18 protein-coding genes are annotated in these 16,697 nt (G+C 45.0%); 9 read left to right on the top strand and 9 right to left on the bottom strand.

What is annotated here, in order from left to right; translation table 11 throughout:
- Positions 1 to 19: 19 nt before the first annotated feature.
- On the bottom strand, positions 20 to 1,264 hold the full coding sequence (locus VDIS_RS10035) for a M20 family metallo-hydrolase (protein WP_013337135.1): 1,245 nt from the start codon (positions 1,262 to 1,264) through the stop codon (positions 20 to 22).
- 121 nt (positions 1,265 to 1,385) lie between these two features.
- Here VDIS_RS10035 and VDIS_RS10030 point away from each other — a divergent pair, with 121 nt between their 5' ends.
- Positions 1,386 to 2,570, top strand: coding sequence for a glutamyl-tRNA reductase (locus VDIS_RS10030; protein WP_013337134.1), 1,185 nt, complete (start codon positions 1,386 to 1,388; stop codon positions 2,568 to 2,570).
- Here VDIS_RS10030 and hemL read toward each other — a convergent pair.
- The gene (hemL, locus tag VDIS_RS10025; protein ID WP_052885936.1) at positions 2,567 to 3,847 is read right to left on the bottom strand and encodes a glutamate-1-semialdehyde 2,1-aminomutase; all 1,281 of its coding nucleotides are present in this window, start codon (positions 3,845 to 3,847) and stop codon (positions 2,567 to 2,569) included. The two genes, VDIS_RS10030 and hemL, sit on opposite strands and share 4 nt — an antisense overlap.
- A gap of 85 nt (positions 3,848 to 3,932) precedes the next feature.
- Between hemL and VDIS_RS10020 the strand changes: the two genes are divergently transcribed.
- A complete protein-coding gene (locus VDIS_RS10020; RefSeq protein ID WP_013337132.1) occupies positions 3,933 to 4,487 on the top strand; it encodes a nucleoside-diphosphate kinase in 555 nt (184 codons plus the stop codon).
- Positions 4,488 to 4,538: 51 nt separating this feature from the next.
- Here VDIS_RS10020 and VDIS_RS10015 read toward each other — a convergent pair whose 3' ends face one another.
- Positions 4,539 to 5,594 (bottom strand): glucose 1-dehydrogenase, encoded by a 1,056-nt coding sequence (locus VDIS_RS10015; RefSeq protein ID WP_013337131.1) that lies wholly within the window; start codon positions 5,592 to 5,594, stop codon positions 4,539 to 4,541.
- A 167-nt stretch (positions 5,595 to 5,761) separates the two neighbouring features.
- Here VDIS_RS10015 and VDIS_RS10010 point away from each other — a divergent pair, with 167 nt between their 5' ends.
- Positions 5,762 to 6,511: a cyclase family protein gene (locus VDIS_RS10010; protein WP_052885826.1), complete on the top strand. Its 750-nt coding sequence runs from the start codon at positions 5,762 to 5,764 to the stop codon at positions 6,509 to 6,511.
- Between the two features lies 1 nt (position 6,512).
- Here VDIS_RS10010 and VDIS_RS10005 read toward each other — a convergent pair whose 3' ends face one another.
- The gene (locus VDIS_RS10005; protein ID WP_013337128.1) at positions 6,513 to 7,103 is read right to left on the bottom strand and encodes an NUDIX hydrolase; all 591 of its coding nucleotides are present in this window, start codon (positions 7,101 to 7,103) and stop codon (positions 6,513 to 6,515) included.
- Between the two features lie 57 nt (positions 7,104 to 7,160).
- Positions 7,161 to 8,186 carry a 2-hydroxyacid dehydrogenase gene (locus VDIS_RS10000; RefSeq protein ID WP_013337127.1) on the bottom strand — a complete coding sequence of 342 codons (1,026 nt, stop codon included), beginning with the start codon at positions 8,184 to 8,186 and terminating at the stop codon, positions 7,161 to 7,163.
- A 102-nt stretch (positions 8,187 to 8,288) separates the two neighbouring features.
- On the opposite strand from VDIS_RS10000, the gene VDIS_RS09995 reads away from it, so the two are divergent.
- Positions 8,289 to 8,543, top strand: a complete 255-nt coding sequence (locus tag VDIS_RS09995) for a DUF504 domain-containing protein (protein WP_245522507.1) — start codon at positions 8,289 to 8,291, stop codon at positions 8,541 to 8,543.
- On the opposite strand, the gene dph5 is transcribed toward VDIS_RS09995, so the two are convergent.
- On the bottom strand, positions 8,540 to 9,382 hold the full coding sequence (gene dph5 / locus VDIS_RS09990) for a diphthine synthase (RefSeq protein WP_013337125.1): 843 nt from the start codon (positions 9,380 to 9,382) through the stop codon (positions 8,540 to 8,542). The two genes, VDIS_RS09995 and dph5, sit on opposite strands and share 4 nt — an antisense overlap.
- A gap of 53 nt (positions 9,383 to 9,435) precedes the next feature.
- Between dph5 and VDIS_RS09985 the strand changes: the two genes are divergently transcribed.
- Positions 9,436 to 10,683: an NADP-dependent isocitrate dehydrogenase gene (locus VDIS_RS09985; protein WP_013337124.1), complete on the top strand. Its 1,248-nt coding sequence runs from the start codon at positions 9,436 to 9,438 to the stop codon at positions 10,681 to 10,683.
- A gap of 72 nt (positions 10,684 to 10,755) precedes the next feature.
- On the opposite strand, the gene VDIS_RS09980 is transcribed toward VDIS_RS09985, so the two are convergent.
- The gene (locus VDIS_RS09980) at positions 10,756 to 11,649 is read right to left on the bottom strand and encodes a carbon-nitrogen hydrolase family protein (protein ID WP_013337123.1); all 894 of its coding nucleotides are present in this window, start codon (positions 11,647 to 11,649) and stop codon (positions 10,756 to 10,758) included.
- 87 nt (positions 11,650 to 11,736) lie between these two features.
- Between VDIS_RS09980 and VDIS_RS09975 the strand changes: the two genes are divergently transcribed.
- Genes VDIS_RS09975 through VDIS_RS09965 form a run of 3 tightly spaced genes read left to right on the top strand, consistent with a single transcriptional unit; the run spans position 11,737 to position 13,508 of the window.
- Positions 11,737 to 12,606, top strand: coding sequence for an NAD+ synthase (locus VDIS_RS09975; protein WP_013337122.1), 870 nt, complete (start codon positions 11,737 to 11,739; stop codon positions 12,604 to 12,606).
- Positions 12,607 to 12,639: 33 nt separating this feature from the next.
- Positions 12,640 to 13,155, top strand: coding sequence for a hypothetical protein (locus VDIS_RS09970; protein ID WP_013337121.1), 516 nt, complete (start codon positions 12,640 to 12,642; stop codon positions 13,153 to 13,155).
- Positions 13,155 to 13,508 (top strand): GTP cyclohydrolase I, encoded by a 354-nt coding sequence (locus VDIS_RS09965; protein WP_013337120.1) that lies wholly within the window; start codon positions 13,155 to 13,157, stop codon positions 13,506 to 13,508. The genes VDIS_RS09970 and VDIS_RS09965 overlap by 1 nt, the downstream gene beginning before the upstream one ends.
- Here VDIS_RS09965 and moaA read toward each other — a convergent pair.
- Together moaA and VDIS_RS09955 are read right to left on the bottom strand one after the other, a co-directional pair.
- Positions 13,477 to 14,448 (bottom strand): GTP 3',8-cyclase MoaA, encoded by a 972-nt coding sequence (moaA, locus tag VDIS_RS09960; RefSeq protein WP_013337119.1) that lies wholly within the window; start codon positions 14,446 to 14,448, stop codon positions 13,477 to 13,479. The genes VDIS_RS09965 and moaA overlap by 32 nt on opposite strands.
- 56 nt (positions 14,449 to 14,504) lie before the next feature.
- Complete coding sequence (locus tag VDIS_RS09955; protein WP_013337118.1) at positions 14,505 to 15,614, bottom strand: DNA topoisomerase IV subunit A; 1,110 nt, start codon at positions 15,612 to 15,614, stop codon at positions 14,505 to 14,507.
- Between the two features lie 80 nt (positions 15,615 to 15,694).
- On the opposite strand from VDIS_RS09955, the gene argF reads away from it, so the two are divergent.
- On the top strand, positions 15,695 to 16,636 hold the full coding sequence (gene argF / locus VDIS_RS09950; protein WP_013337117.1) for an ornithine carbamoyltransferase: 942 nt from the start codon (positions 15,695 to 15,697) through the stop codon (positions 16,634 to 16,636).
- Positions 16,637 to 16,697 lie beyond the last annotated feature (61 nt).

Raw genomic sequence — 16,697 nt, 5'->3', positions numbered from 1 at the left:
ATTTAAAAGGCATAGGTCACTACGGCTCCATAAGTAATGATGCAACCACAGTCTTTATATCGCTAATGACGTCACTGATGAGCACATGCTCGTCAGGCGCATGGGCAGTTTCCTTAGACGTCATCCAAACAGCCACGGGTATGCCCCTAGCCCTCAGGTAACGTGCGTATGTACCACCACCAATACCAAGTAGCTTCGGTTCCAGGCCCTTAACAGTCCTTATAGCCTTAGCTAGCCTCCTAACAATTTCACTGTCTGCGTTTGTTGGTTGTACTGGGTCTTCCCTACTGACGATATCAACATCAACCTTACAATCGTGGGTATTGCAGTAATTATTTGCCGTGTCTCTGATTACCCTGAGAACCTCATCAATGCTATACTTAGGCAGTATTCTACAATCAATATAGAATACATGCTTGCCAGGTATTGTATTCACATTACCAACATTTGGTTCCACCTTCGTTGGTTCGAATGTTGACTTGGGCGGTACGAACAATGGGTCCTCATAATTAAATGTTTCGTGTAACTTCCTATCTATTTCGAGGGTTAACTCACTGCCAAGCCTATACGCGTTAAGTCCAAGTTCAGGAAGTGATGCATGTGCTTGCTTCCCATAAACAGTGACCTTCACCCAGAGTATGCCCTTCTCCGCAACCTCTATCATAGTGCCATCGGCATTGCCCGCGTCAGGGACCAATACGAGGTCCCTACCACTTATTAGGCTTGGTTCCTTATTAATCACGTATTGAATGCCGTACTTACTACCAACCTCCTCATCACTCGCCAATATTACTCCATAATTAACCGGCGGCGTTATGCTGAGCTCCCTCAAAACTTTACCGACTATTATCCCCATGACGATTCCCTGCCCATTATCCTCAACACCCCTACCGTATATCACATCACCAACTACCGTGGCATTAAAGGGTTCGTAATTCCACAGCGACTTATCACCCTCAGGTACTGTGTCCATGTGTGCAATGACCCAGTAGGTCCTTGAACTATCAAGTCCTTTTATCAGGGCTACTATGTTTGGTCTCGATCCTTTACTAACCCTGTTGTCTGGAGCTTCTATCACCCTAACCTCATCAAAGTACCTCCTAACTATGCCCAATAGGTAATTTGCCCTATCCCATTCGCCATCACCGCCATTCTCAGGTGCCAATGCCTTTATTGGTATGAAACCCCTATATAACTCGATTATGAAGTCCCTCTGGTTATCGACATGTTTAAAAACATTACTTAAATCGACCTTTGATCCCACGGATAATGGATCCCCATAATTAATTATTTAACTTTATGCTTGTTCACAACATAGTTATTTTACATTAGCACCTGAAACAATGCTTAAAATACGTCTATGCCCGATATTTAATGATTATTGAATGAGTAAGATTAAGTCGTTGGTAATGACCTACCGGGATTACGACCTAGACACATTGGCTAAGGCCTATTTTACAAATGAAGAATTGACAAAATTATACAAATTATATGACTCACTTATAGCGTTGGAGACTTGTAATAGGATTGAGTTTTACCTGGATGGTGATGAGGATGAGGGTGAATTAATGAAGTTGATTAATGAGAAGGCTGGGATAAAGCCTAGGGTGCTTCATGACCTAGATGCTGTTAAGCACCTATTAATGGTGGCGGCTGGGCTAGACTCGATGTTCTTAGGGGAAAGGGAAATATTGTCGCAGGTTAAGAGGGCTTACAGCGCCGGTAAGCCATCACCAAGGTTAAGGATATTATTCGAATCAGCAATTCGGTTTGGGGAGGGTTTTAGGCGTAGGCATAACCTTTACGATATTTCATTCGTGAAATTCCTGGCGGATTACGTAATGAGGAATGTTAATAAGGATGATAATATACTCGTTATTGGCGGCGGCGAGGTTGCAAGAGGCGTGGTTAGGGAGCTTCTCAGGAATGATTATAGGGGTGTAACGGTAATAAACAGGACAACGGATAAACTCAAGTATGAATTTAATGGTTCAATAAGGTTATTGGGCCTTGAATCATTAATGGATGAATTAATGAGTGGTAAGTATGATGTCGTGGTCGTGGCCGTGTCAGTACAATCACCCTTAATTAATCTCGATGATTCCATGGATGGTTCATTACCAAGGCTTATAATCGATGTTTCAACACCAAGCGCAGTTAATATTCAGGGTAATGGTCACGTCAGGGTTGTCAGGCTTGAGGATCTGAGGGAACCATACCTAGAATATGTGAATGGTAAGAGCAAGGTTATGAATGAATTGTCTGAGATTGATCATGAGGCTGAGAGGATAATGAGACTCATCATGCGCGTTGATGCTAATGAGGCCATTAGGGACGTAATGAGGTTTATTGAGGAGATTAGGGAGGAGGAGGTTAGGGAGGCATTGAATGCGTTAAGGAATGGTGAGAGTGCTGAGGCCGTGATTAATGCCATGAGCAAGTCCCTGGTTAAGAAGATAATGCATAACTACCTGGAAAATATGAGAAGGCTTGCTGAGGTGGGTAATGAGGATGCTGTAAGGAGGTTAAGGAATTATCTAATGGAGATATTAAGGAATAATGAGCATTAAACCTGCTTAAGGGCCTTAACCGAGTCCTCGATTTGCCTAAGCGTCTCCTCAACTACGTCACTGGTGTGGCTTGAGCTTGTGAACATAGCCTCAAATTGACTGGGAGCTATAAAGACGCCACGCTTCAGTAACTCCTCATGAAGCCTGAGATACAGTTTCGTATCTGACTTACCCGCTGTTTCATGATCAATAACCTCACCCTTAGTGAAGAATACCTGGAGCATCGTTGGTACCCAATTAACCACGTGATCGATACCAGACCTACTAAGTACGTCATTGATCCCCTCAGCTAACCTACGTGATGCGCTTATTGCGATGTCATACGCGTTCGTGGTCTCGAGAACATCTATAGTGGCTAACCCAGCGATCATGGATATTGGGTGTCCATTAAATGTGCCAGCATTGAATACGGGACCCCTCGGTGATAGTAGGTCCATTATTTCGTCACGGGCACCCACGGCACCCACAGGGAACCCACCACCAATTATCTTACCCAATGTGGTTATGTCAGCACTAACGCCGTAATACCTCTGGGCGCCACCTAAACCAAGCCTATAGCCAGTGACCACCTCATCAAATATTAATAGGGCTCCGTACTTATCCGCAATCTCCCTAAGTCCCTTCAGGAAGCCCTCCCTAGGCGGTATCACTCCGTAGTTCGCCATTACTGGTTCGACGATTATCGCAGCCACGTCATTACCCTCACTCCTCATTACTCTCTCCACACTATCGAGATCGTTGTATCTAGCTACAAGCGTTAACTTAGCCACATCCTCAGGAACCCCTGCCGATGATGGTGTGCCAAAATGCGCCGCGGCGCTGCCTGCCTTAACCAATACGTAATCAATGGCACCGTGATAACACCCCTCGAATTTCAGGATCTTCCTACGCTTAGTATAGCCGCGGGCTAGCCTAATCGCCGTAGCCACAGCCTCGCCACCACTATTGACAAACCTAACCTTCTTAATACTTGGGAAGTGACTCACTATTTTCTTGGCTAGGGCAACCTCAATCTCCGTTGGCGCCCCATAAAGCCAGCCCCTATTGATGTATTCCATTACCCGCTTAACCACGGGTTCAGGCGCATGTCCAAGGATCAATGGTCCATAACCAAGCACGTAATCTATTAACCGCTGACCATCAACCGTGAATATGTATGGGCCCTTACCCTCTCTCACGAAGAATGGGTATGGCCTGATCGCAGCCCTGACCGGACTATTGACGCCACCGACTAAAACCTTCATAGCTTCCTCATATAACTTGCTGGACTCACTCATCAATATTCCAGAAGTAGCCATATCATTAAGCTTTATCTTCATAGTCATAAAATTTTAAAGGGGCTTGACATCATCGATTCCCAGCATGATTGAGAGAACCCTGGTAATAATTAAGCCTGACGCAGTTAAAAGGGGATTGATTGGGGAGATAATTGCTAGGTTTGAGAGGGCGGGCTTGAGGATCGTTGCTATGAAAATGATTAGACTTAGTAAGGAGGAGGCCGCCAAGTTTTATCCAAGTGATGAGAATTGGCTTCGCTCAGTGGGTAGTAAGTCCTTGAAGTCCTACTCCGAGATTGGGAAGGATCCAAAGGTTGACCTGGGAACCGACGATCCAGTGGAGATTGGGAAGATAATTAGGGGTTGGCTTGCCGATTACCTATCAATGGGCCCAATAGTTGTAATGGTGCTGGAGGGTAATAGAGCGGTTGAGGTTGTTAGGAAGATCGTGGGCTCAACAACGCCGTACTCATCACCGCCAGGTACGATTAGGGGCGACTACTCCGTGGATAGCCCAGACCTGGCAAATCTGGAGAAGAGAGCATTATTCAACCTAGTCCATGCCAGCGATAGCCCTAGGGAGGCGGAGAGGGAGATCAAGTTCTTCTTCCGTGAGGATGAATTCGTAGATTATTCATAAAAACCACCTTATCATAAGGCAACTCTATCATTGTTCCTCCTTATTACGACTTCATAAACTTCTTATCTGTATTACGGACTTTATGTCCTCATGGCCCCAATTATATGCGTACTCGTACTCATCCAGCGTCACTTCCTTCGTTATTAACTTTCTAACCCAACCGCCGAACTCGAACTTCGCCTTAACCAGGTCTGAGACTCCCATCTCGAAGGCCCTTATGCTTGCGTTGGTCGCACCGATTATCAGCTTATTTTTCCTCCAATCATCTAGTAACGGTCCGATATTAACATTTTTACTATCTAGGTAAATGCCCAGTAATACGGCTACACCATCAGCACCTAGATGCCTTAATGCCTCATATGCCGCATTAGTCGAGCCGGTAGCCTCAATGACTATGTCAAACTCGCCACTTATTTGATCGACATTAGTATTGACGTAGGTTGCGCCTATCTCCTTAACGAGCTTTGCCTTTAGGCTGTCGTAAGGTCTCGTAGCCGTTACGGTTACGTCAGTAAAGCCTCTAAGTCTCATGACCATTAATGCCAGCATGCCGATGGGCCCCGCACCCATTATTAAAACCCTCCTTGGACTCCAGGACTCAAATCTTGCCTTACCAAGCCTTATCGCCAAGTCGATGCCCTTCTCAACGATGCTTAGTGGCTCCGTGAGCACAGCGACATCTATGGCCTCCTTAGGAACCCTAACCAGGTACTGGGAGTCAGTCACGGCGAATTCGGCGGCAAATCCGTGTAAGTACCATATGCCGTGTTCTGCGTATGTACCCCTTGGACAATAGTCTAACTCTGTTACTGGTAAGGTGCACGTTGTTGGTCTTCTCACTGTTGGTACTACGATGTCGCCAACACCCACATTATCAACACCATCACCAAGCTCCACAACCTCAGCCACAGCCTCATGACCAAGAATAAGGTACTCTTCACCAGGTGGTGGCGCTCCATACTTACCCTCAATAATATCCTTATCCGTACCACAAACACCAACCTCAATTGGACTTAGCAAAACCTGGCCGCGCTTAGGTGATGGCTTTGGCATATCCCTTAATACCAATGAGTCCTTTACCAATGGAACTACCGTAACAGCCTTCATCAATGATCAAGGGAGTATCCCCCTTAATAAACCAGATATGTATAGTGTTTTCAATTCGTTAATACTCATTAAATTACGCCTAAACGCTCTAATGGGTTTAATCACTATATAGGTTATATACTCATGGGGGAAATGCGTATTAAATGCGTCAATGTAATAGACGTGATATGTCACAGACATTAAGAGAATTAATCAACCAATTAATGAACAAGAGACTCATTATGATAGACCTATCGCATGAACTATACAATGGAATGCCCACCTACCCTGGCGATCCACCCTTTAACCATGAGTATGTCAAGGTTGGGAAAAACTATGGTGAATCAACATTATCAAAAATATCCGCCGGACTCCATAGTGGTACGCACATAGACCTGCCACGTCACTTTGTACCGAGTGGCTTAACTGCGGAGTCACTACCATTAACGGACTTCATAGCCTACGGCGTAATACTAGACCTGAGCTATAAGAAGCATGGTGAAGCCATAACGGCCAATGACCTGAGGAGATTCGATAGTAGAATACAGCACAATTACGCAGTAATGCTGTACACGGGCTTCTCAAAGACCTGGGGTACAGAGGAATTCTTATATAACTGGCCGTACCTCGACAGGTCAGGGGCGGATTACCTAGTCACTAAAGGGATTAAGGTTGTGGGTATTGAGGCACTTAGCATAGCTGGTTGGCCGGGTAAGGAGGGTTATCCATACCCACCCAGGGTTTCTAGGGATGATGTGGTGTATGTTCACTATAAATTATTATCAAGCGGAGTTTACATAATAGAGGGCGTTACCAACCTAGACGTTGCATTAAATACGTGTAAGGATGGTGAGGGGTTATTCATATTCATGCCACTTAAGATTAGGGGTGCTGAGGGTTCGCCACTACGATTGGTAATGCTATGCGAACCAGGGTAAGTCAATAAGTGTCCCTTGGATCCTTCGGTAAGTCAATACCAAAGGCATCCCTTAATAATCTACGTAGTATCCTATACGTCATGCCCCATATCGTTACATCACCCATGATTATTGCAGGCCTCGTTCTACCCTTTATATTAACATCCAACTTAACATACTTCATAATATCATTAATATCCAGCCAAAACACCTTCGACAACTCAGCCCTATTTATCGTTAGTTGAGGATTGCAATCCTTTAATGAAAATATTACCGGTACAACATTGATGTTAGGAGCATTGCTTGGTGAGAATGGATCCAAAACCCCAAGTAGTTCTGCGTCTTTTGTGAGGTCAAGACCAACCTCCTCCTTAGCCTCCCTAATTGCTGTTTCCACCAGATCCCTATCCTTAGCAGGCTTAAACCTACCACCGGGAAATGCCGCATCCCCACTCCAGGGATCTTCAGGATTCTCCGTTCTCTTACCTATGAGGATTGCATTTAAGCATGGATTGTAAATAACGGCGACGGCGGCCCATAAGTGCTCATTATCTGGTGTTGGCCTATCATTCTTCACAATCCTCCTCAATTTATCAACATTATACGATCCCATAATACATTATACCTCATAATCATTTATACCCAGCTAATAAACACTATTCGCCATAAATCATATTAAAGCTTGAAGCGGCCTAACCGAAAGAACCTCAGGATTAGCTAGATACAGCGGTCTCTTACCCATCAATATGTTTATTAAGTTTCTAACGGCAACCTCAGCCATCCTCTCCCTGGTCTCGTAGGTCGCAGACCCTATATGCGGCGTTAACACGACATTGTCGAACTTCGTTAACTCATGAGCACTGGGTAGTGGCTCCTCCTCATATACGTCTAATGCCGCACCCGCTATCCAACCCTCCCTAAGTGCCTTCACCAACGCATTCGTATCCACAATGTCACCCCTAGCCACATTTATTAGATACGCAGTCTTCTTCATTAACCTCAACCGCTCCTCATTAATTAGGTGCCTCGTCTCGGGGGTTGCGGCTACCGTTATTACGACAAAGTCAGACTCAGTAAGTACGGACTCCAGTGGCCTGTACTCAATACCAAGGGCAAACTCTATGTGGGGCTTCCTAGTCCTCGACCAATAAATCACCCTCATATTAAATGCCTTAGCCCTCCTCGCCAACGCCGTACCTATGTTGCCCAAGCCTATTATACCCAGGGTGGCACCGTGAACCTCACTACCAAGAAGCCAGCCCCACTTATCGTATATACCGCCCATCCTAATTAGCCTATCACCAAGCACTATCTTACGTGCAAGGGCTATTAACAATCCCATGGCCAGGTCGGCCACAGCCTCAACGAGGACCTCGGGCGTGTGAGTTACATAAATCCCCTTCTCGGTGGCGGCCTTAACGTCTATGTGATCAACACCAACACTATACGTACTAATTATGAATAATTTATCCGCCTCGTTAATTAATGACTTATCAATAATGTCGCCTAGGGTCACTATAGCCCCAACACAGTTCTTGAATACATCAACCCAGACCTCCCTAGGTGGTGATGCTTGCTTACCCCACATTGGTCCTGTCTCCTTCCACATCCTAATCTCCACAGGTAATTTATTGAGCTCTGAGTATATTATGGAGGGTAGGTTACTCCTACTCACGAATATGCAGGGCCCAACCATTACGGTGCAGTGCTAAGGCGGATTAATTAATATTTTCAGGTTGGTGCACTACCATGGATAGTCAGTATTAAATAATTAGGCATGGCTGTCTTAATGAGGTTAATGGTGACGATTAGGGACGTATTAAACAAGCTTAAGTGGACTAATCAAATTGATAATTACGTCGTCGTCTTCATATCAAGAGGTTCGCCAAATAATGAGGAGGTTGTTGACTTATCGAGGGTGGTCTCAATAAGTAGGGATGGATTTACATACATCAGTAGTAGTGGTAAGGAGACGTACATACCCTATCATAGGGTTGTGGAGATTAGGCGTAAGGATGGCACCGTGATATTTCGCAGAAACGTACCTCACTAAACCAAGGGGCCCCTCTTAACCATCTTATTAATAAACGCCATGTGCCTACGTATCAACTCCTCATCAGCGCCCAGGACATTGACCAGGTACTCCTGCTCCACTGGATTAAGTAGGCCTGGGATTACTATCGTGTGCGGCGTCTCTCCAATGTTAGGCACATCCTCGATTGTCGATACCTTAATACTTTGATTACCCCAACCAATCCTTGCGGCATATACTACTGCTAAATCCTTGCTTATAATACCCAATTTGCCATTATCCTCCATCTTCTTAAGAAGCTCCACAGCCTCGCTCGCACTCATGAAGCTGCCATCATCCTTAATATCAAGCAACAATATCGTGTGAAGCCCACGAATAAGATTATCACTTAATACCTCATAGGCCCTCATACTCAACACACCCATTCTTGGGTATGTTATGGTTGCCACAGGACCAAGTTTATACGGCGATAACCCAAGTTGACTAAGCACTGCACAGACAATACTTACGGAGTTAATGACTCTAACGTTGAAGCCCCTCCTCTTGGCAATAACGGCTATGACCGCATGCGTCGTGGCTATCATTGGATCGCCAATAACGAGGAGAGCCGCATTACGACCACCCTCTAGTACCCTCATTATTATCTCGCTATTCATATCCTCTAAATCTCTCCTTGAAACCTGGATTAGGTCTCCTCTAATGCTTCTTAGTTGATCCATGAATTCGGCAGGTCCCTTCGACGTGTACATCTCCAGGAATACCACATCTACTGAACGTATTACCTCCAATGCCTCAGCCGTAATATTAGCAGGGCTCAATCCAAGACCAACAATATACAGCGTTGGTGCTTCCTGACCCACGTTATTTTCCGATTATTGAAAGATTTAAAAACGTAGTAATTAAGTAAATATAGATGTCCTCGAGGGTAAAAATACCTGAGGATGGAGAACCAATTGTTGTTCAGGGTGGTGTATGGAATGTACCTAACAAACCAATAATACTTTACATCGAGGGTGATGGTATAGGGCCTGAGATAACCAATGTGGCCATTAAGGTGATTAATAAGGCCGTTGAGAAGGCCTATGGAAGCTCAAGGGAGATCAGGTGGGTTAAGGTCTATGCGGGTGAGGAGGCTGAGAGGGTTTATGGTAATAGGTTCCCTGAGGAGACGATAAACCTCATTACTAGGTATAGGGTTGTCCTTAAGGGCCCATTAGAGACGCCAATTGGTGGTGGTTGGAGGTCAATAAACGTTGCCATTAGGATGCTCCTAGACGCCTATGCCAATGTCAGGCCCGTCAAGTACATGCCAGGTCTTGAATCACCACTTAAGCACCCTGAGAGGGTTGACATGGTTATTATTAGGGAGAACACGGACGACTTGTACAGAGGCATTGAGTGGAGTTGGGATAGCCCTGAGGCTGCTAAGTTGAGGAAGTTCCTTAAGGAGGAGTTGAAGATAGAACTTGAGGATGACACTGGAATAGGCATAAAGCCAATTAGTAAGTTTAAGACGCAGAGGGTTGCGAGGTTTGCCTTTAAATTCGCAATTGAAAATAAGAGGAGGTCAGTAACGATAATGCATAAGGGTAACATAATGAAGTACACGGAGGGCGCCTTCAGGGAGTGGGCTTACGAGGTAGCCCTTAAGGAGTTCAGGGAATACATAGTCACTGAGGAGGAGGTGAATAAGCTCTATGGCGGCAAGGTACCGCCCGGCAAGATACTTGTTAATGATAGGATAGCCGACAATATGTTCCAGCAGATAATCACGAGACCTGAGAACTACGATGTAATACTCGCGCCAAACCTAAACGGTGATTACATAAGCGACGCCGCCGGAGCACTCATAGGCGATATAGGCGTTCTTGGTGGTGCTAATGTTGGTGATACGGGAGGCATGTTCGAGGCAGTACACGGAACAGCGCCTAAGTACGCTGGTAAGAATGTAGCCAACCCAACGGGCATAATTAGGGCCGGCGAATTGATGCTCAGGTTCATGGGTTGGAGGGAGGCTGCTGACCTAATTGATAGAGCAATAACTGAGGCCATAAACCAGAAGAAGGTCACGCAGGACTTAGCCAGGTATATGGGTGTTCAGCCATTAGGCACTAAGGAGTTTGGTGACGCATTAATTGAAATAATTGATCAACTAAAGTGAATTTGGTGAATCGTCCTTAAATAAATTCAATTTAAAATTAAATTTACCCTTTAACGATGATTCACTGATTCATTACTTATAACTACTGATTGCTGTGACTTCCCTCTCCTTAACCTTAATTTCAGGTAACTTCGGATTGATATACTCGTTAAATGCCCTTACTACGAGATCCACATCGCTTGGATCGAGATCCTTAAGTATTGGTCTATGACTCCTATAATTAACGATGTCGCTTGGGTCTATCTCGATAGTCTTCACATCCTCCTCATAATACTTAGCCTTAATGAGCACATTACCCAATGGATTAACTACGTGACTACCGCCGAAGAATCCAAGCCCGTCGTATTGACCGACAGTGTTCACGTAAACCGTGTATGCCACGTTCTCAAGTGCCCTGGCTACCATGAACGTCTCAAAGTGAATCCTCGACATGTCTGGGGCCGCGCTTATGTATACATGCACCTCCGCACCCTTCAGCATCATGACCCTCGAGACCTCTGGGTAAAATGCATCGTAGCATATTGCAATGCCAACTTTATGGTCATTGATATTAATAACGGGGATGTCGCCCTTACCAATGCCGAAGTACCTATACTCATCAAACACTCCATATGATGGTAGGTGCCTCTTCCTATAAACGGCTAGTACGCCGTCGGGTCCCACGGCAACCGCCGTATTATAAAGCACGTGGGTATCCTCATTCCTCTCCGCAAACCCAACAATAACGTGGCAATTCCTTCTCCTGGCCTCCATGACGAGTCTCGTAATTGTCTTACCACCTATTGGCTCCGCAATTTGAAAGAACATGTCCCTAGACATATAACCCGGTAGGTAAAGCTCGGGGGTCACTATCAAATCAGCACCATCACCCACACAGAGTGTTTCCATGGCCTTAATCAACCTATTTAGGTTGAACTCCACATCACCAAGCTTACTACTGTATTGAAGCAGGTGTATCCTAAGCATTAATCAATGATGCCAGTGGGGTATTAAAATACAAACTCCATTTTGCAAATGAGTAAGTAATAAAAGTCGTTAATTACTAATCCTCATGTGCCCAAAATAACCCTTGAGAACTTAATACGCATTGACTATGAGTACGTAACGCAGAGGATTATTGACTTCATTAGGTCATACGTTAGAGATGCGGGTGCGTCCGGCGCAGTCATTGGACTTAGTGGTGGTGTTGATTCCAGCGTTACTGCATACCTACTCGTTAAGGCCCTAGGCAGGGATAACGTTATTGGGCTGATACTGCCTTATAAGACGACACCGCCTGAGGACATTAGGGATGCTAAATACGTAGCTGAGACCCTAGGGATTAAGTATTACTACATAGACATTGGAAGGATTAGGAATGCCTTCGCCGAGTCAATACCTGGGTTTGATGAGAGTGATAAGATAGCCGTTGGCAACCTCCTCCCTAGGATTAGGATGACACTACTCTATTACTTCGCCAATAGGTTCAATAAGGTGGTGGCGGGTACCGGAGATAAGAGCGAGTTATTAATTGGGTATTTCACGAAGTACGGTGATGGCGGTGTCGATATATTGCCAATCGGTGACCTATACAAGACGCAGGTTAGGTACCTGGGCAAGTACCTGGGCTTACCCGACAATATCGCCTTCAAACCATCAAGCCCAAGGCTTTGGGAGGGTCAGACAGCCGAGGGTGAGCTCGGTGTTAAGTATGAGGATGTTGATGTGATTCTACATGCGCTTGTTGATTATAGGATGAGTGTTGAACAGGCTGCTGAGGCAACGGGTAAGCCCATCGAGCTTGTGCAGGCCGTGTGGCGCAGGGTATTGAATACTGAGCATAAGAGAAAGCCGCCAATAGTGCCTAGGGTTTCCATGAGGACCTTAGGAATCGACTGGAGGATGCCCGTGAATAAAACTGGAGTGAGCGAGCTCATGGAATAAGCCTTAATAATTTTCTAAACCTCCATCCTAAAAATGAGCAGGCCTTTGTGGCACGTCATTGAGGACCCCGCATACATCATTAACCTATATGCCGGCATCGTCATTACACTCATGCTTATAGGCGCGGTGGTTATCTACGTAATAACACAATCAATCACCGATGCCATACTCACCTCACTACCGCCGATCTTCATAGCCCTAATAATGGTTGCGGCTAAGAGGGTCATTAAGAGGAGCGAGGTCATGATATTTGGCGATAGATTCGTGGCGTTAAGAGGTACTGAGAGGGTTGAGTTGCCAATATATGAAGTAACTAGGATTAGGGTAAGGCCTGTGATTAATACTGTGAGGGTCGTTAACACCAGGTTAATACCGATATCCTCAATACCGAGGTTTAATACCTGGTCTGTCACGTTCATATCTGGTGATAGGGAGATCATTAAGGTGTGGATTAACGAGAATGAACTTGATAAATTAAGGGCGGTGATTAGGAAGTTATGTAATGAGAGGTTAATATGTATAAACATTGAAAGTGCTATGTCCATTTAATGATAAGGACAATAAAGGCAGGACCTGTTGATTATGTACATCTTGAGACATCCTTTTCAGCAATATGCCCGGTGGATCACAACATTGATAATTACGTCATTGAGGTGGACTATAAGCCAACATGCAGTGATGGTGGTTGTATCTATATGGAATTGAACAGCCTCAGGGAGTACTTAGATGGATTTAAGGATAGGGTCATTTATCACGAGGACCTAATTAACGAGTTAATAAATGAGTTCGTAAGGACCCTAAACCCAATTGAAATAACGGTGACCCTCACAAGTAATTATAAAGGCATTAAATACGTAATAAGACGAAGTATCAATAAACGAGACTCCCAACACGCACCCTAATCCTTATCCTACTCAAATCACCAGATGCACCCTCCACGAAATTAGGCTTCCTTAGTGAGTTCGCGTACATCATCGCCTTCATCAAACCCTCCCTATCCCTTGCCTTTATGTATGGCCATAGATCAACCACGGGCTCCTTGTATAGGCAGGTCTTTAACCTACCATCACTTGTTAACCTCATCGTCGTACATCCCGCACAGAATGCTGGGTTATTATAATTCTTAACTATCTCAACCTTAACCCCGTCAACCTCGTAAATGGGCCTATTATGAAGATCCTTCCTAGTCCCCAGCAACTTACCGTGCTTATTCAACCAATTAATTATGTCGCTCAGGTCATCGTAGTACCTGGCAAATACGGGGAAGCCATCACCCATGGGCATTAACTCTATTAGCTGAAGGACGAAGCCGTACTTAGCGGCAAACCTTATCATCATTGGTATCTCATCTGTGTTAAGCCCCCTTAGTACAACCATGTTTAGCTTTATTTGCTTAAAACCCAGCCCGCTCACATAATCAATATTCTCAAGAACTTTATCTAAGGCATCAACCCCAGTTATGAACTTATACTTCCTACGATCTAATGAATGGAGAGATATGTTTAATCTACGTAACCCATGATTAAGCAGTTCCTCGGCATAAACATCAAGTAAATAACCATTGGTTGTTAATGATAGGTCCTTAGGACCAACCTTACTTATTTCATCCACAACCTTAACAATATCCCTACGTAGCAACGGCTCACCACCCGTTATCTTAAAATCATCAACACCCAACTCCTTAGCCACAGATGCCACAAAACCAATGTCCTCAGCACTTAACTCCCTACTCAGAAACTTGCCCTGCCCCTCAAAGTGACAAAAGATACATCTGTAGTTACATACGCTGTTGACCACAATCCTAAGCTTCAACCAGGGTCTCCCATAATTATCAATTAACATTATGATGACACAACCTAATTGCGCATTTAAAATGATTATTCCTGCATTAATTGTGTTTAATCAATAAATTTATTACCGTGTATCTTATCAATTAGGTAATCATGGAGGAACCTCAGGCCATGCGTTGATAAGGCCTCAATCTCAACCTTCTTCTTAGTCCTTAGAAAGAGCTCAATCTCCTTCTTCCAATGATCACTCTGGAACCAGGGATACCTGAGTAATTCCTGGGCCCTCTTCAAATCCCTATCCGTAGCCTTTATCACGTACTCATCACTAATCTTATAAGTGCGTATGTCCGTTGCTGTAACACCCACGAACTTGGCCTCGGGCGTCGCCAACCTATCACTCTCATAGCTGAGCTTTATCGAACCACTCTTATAAACGCTGTATATGTACCACCCGTATGGATCGCCGTCAGTCAGTACGTAAACGGGTAACCCATATTCCTCATTAAGTCTCCTAACAAACCTCCTCGTTGCCCTATCAGGCATGCCCTTAGCCGTAATTAATAGACAACTCTCCTTATTCCAGAAGCCCTCCCTATTGAGCCTTTGGAATATCGCGTCCTTCTCAATAACGAGCACGTAATTAGCCTCAACCTTAACAATGTCTAGATCGTCCGGATTCGGTGGAAGGCTCAATGCGGTATCACCAAGTTTCGTAGCGTCAATCTCGAAGCCCTTTGACCTAACGATTATCGGCCCTACAACCTTACCCTTAACATCTGCCGAAAGCCCCATCTCCTCCCTGAGTATTCCCGTGGCCACCTCAATATCCTCAATTACCGCATTGGACTCTGACTGTTCATCCCACGTGTTTTCCCTAATGACCTTATTTATTATGTCCGCCTTAAACTCCATGGTGTGTTTACCGTTGTAGTATAGGTCCCTTATTGTTGGGTAGACGCCTTCCCTAATCGCCTGAACTATTAGCCTAAGCATTAGCATGGTTTGCATGAACCTCTTGGACTCCTTGAGGTCGAGGAATCTCCTCCTCAGTTTCTCAGGGCCGAGCACCAGCATCTTTTTCTTTGGGTCCCAGATCGTGTTGCTGAGCGTTCTCGATGGTATTTCGAGGATTGGCTCCTCATTATTGAGTATTGTGTTTGTTACGGAATTACCCCAATCCTCAAGAACCTTAAGTACTTCATCCCTGTTCTTAGCCACGGCTCATGACTGAGTACTCACTATAAAAACTTAACGCCGTGAGGTCATGCTTTAATACTCTAGCCACGCAGTTATTTATCGTGACTAACATAAAGTCACTTAGGGGTAGGGACTTCATAACACTCATGGATTATACAACGGACGAAATAAAATACCTATTAGGCCTATCTAGGGATCTTAAGTCCCGGTATTACCAGGGAGAGCGGTACAGCGATGTGCTAAGGGGTAAGACATTACTTATGATTTTTGAGAAGCCAAGCACTAGGACTAGGGTCAGCCTCGATGTGGCGGCAACACAGTTAGGGATGCACGTAATTTACTCAAATCCGCAGGAGCTTCAGTTGGGTCGTGGTGAGACCATAGCAGACACAGCAAGGGTAGTGGATAGGTTTGTGGATGCCATTGCGGCTAGGGTGTATAAGCATGAATCGTTAATCGAAATGGCTAAATACGCGGTGGTGCCAGTAATAAATGCCTTAAGTGATAGGGAGCATCCATTACAGGTACTGGCCGACGCATTAACATTGTGGGAGGTTAAGGGGCGGCTTGATGGCATTAAGTTGGCGTTTGTTGGTGATGGTGATAATAACGTGGCACATTCATTAATGATAATAGGCGCCAAGCTCGGCTGGGAGGTTAGGATAATATCCCCGAAGAAGTACTGGCCAAGTAAATTCGCCGAATTGCTTACTGAGGATTCAAGGAGGACCGGCGCTAATATAGTAATCAGCGATAATATTGAGGATGTTAGGGGCGTGGATGCGGTGTACACGGATGTTTGGGTTAGCATGGGTATGGAGGCCGAGGCCGAAGAGAGAAAGAAGGTATTTAGGCCATACCAAGTTAATGCAGAGGTTATGAAGAAGGCAGGTCCTCAGGCAGTATTCATGCACTGCCTACCTGCCCACAGGGGTGAGGAGGTCACTGATGATGTGATTGATGGTCCACAAAGCGTTGTTTGGGATCAGGCGGAGAATAGGCTGCATACGGCTAAGGCGGTGCTAATATCATTATTAGCATGACACGGGGTTTTAACCTCACCATGAGTTAAACACTACTGAGTGTGTAAGCTTTATTAATTAA

This window comes from Vulcanisaeta distributa DSM 14429 (assembly GCF_000148385.1).
GTDB classification, from domain to species: Archaea; Thermoproteota; Thermoprotei; order Thermoproteales; family Thermocladiaceae; genus Vulcanisaeta; species Vulcanisaeta distributa.
Note: the sequence above shows the minus strand (reverse complement) of the source record. Positions and strands in the feature narration are given on the sequence as shown.

Excerpts from the sequence above, each read along its gene's own strand:
- VDIS_RS10030 (WP_013337134.1), top strand. The coding sequence starts at position 1,386 with ATGAGTAAGATTAAGTCGTTGGTAATGACCTACCGGGATTACGACCTA.
- hemL (WP_052885936.1), bottom strand. The coding sequence starts at position 3,847 with ATGAGTGAGTCCAGCAAGTTATATGAGGAAGCTATGAAGGTTTTAGTC.
- VDIS_RS10020 (WP_013337132.1), top strand. The coding sequence starts at position 3,933 with ATGATTGAGAGAACCCTGGTAATAATTAAGCCTGACGCAGTTAAAAGG.
- VDIS_RS10015 (WP_013337131.1), bottom strand. The coding sequence starts at position 5,594 with ATGAAGGCTGTTACGGTAGTTCCATTGGTAAAGGACTCATTGGTATTA.
- VDIS_RS10010 (WP_052885826.1), top strand. The coding sequence starts at position 5,762 with ATGTCACAGACATTAAGAGAATTAATCAACCAATTAATGAACAAGAGA.
- VDIS_RS10005 (WP_013337128.1), bottom strand. The coding sequence starts at position 7,103 with ATGGGATCGTATAATGTTGATAAATTGAGGAGGATTGTGAAGAATGAT.
- VDIS_RS10000 (WP_013337127.1), bottom strand. The coding sequence starts at position 8,186 with ATGGTTGGGCCCTGCATATTCGTGAGTAGGAGTAACCTACCCTCCATA.
- VDIS_RS09995 (WP_245522507.1), top strand. The coding sequence starts at position 8,289 with ATGGTGACGATTAGGGACGTATTAAACAAGCTTAAGTGGACTAATCAA.
- VDIS_RS09985 (WP_013337124.1), top strand. The coding sequence starts at position 9,436 with ATGTCCTCGAGGGTAAAAATACCTGAGGATGGAGAACCAATTGTTGTT.
- VDIS_RS09980 (WP_013337123.1), bottom strand. The coding sequence starts at position 11,649 with ATGCTTAGGATACACCTGCTTCAATACAGTAGTAAGCTTGGTGATGTG.
- VDIS_RS09970 (WP_013337121.1), top strand. The coding sequence starts at position 12,640 with ATGAGCAGGCCTTTGTGGCACGTCATTGAGGACCCCGCATACATCATT.
- VDIS_RS09965 (WP_013337120.1), top strand. The coding sequence starts at position 13,155 with ATGATAAGGACAATAAAGGCAGGACCTGTTGATTATGTACATCTTGAG.
- moaA (WP_013337119.1), bottom strand. The coding sequence starts at position 14,448 with ATGTTAATTGATAATTATGGGAGACCCTGGTTGAAGCTTAGGATTGTG.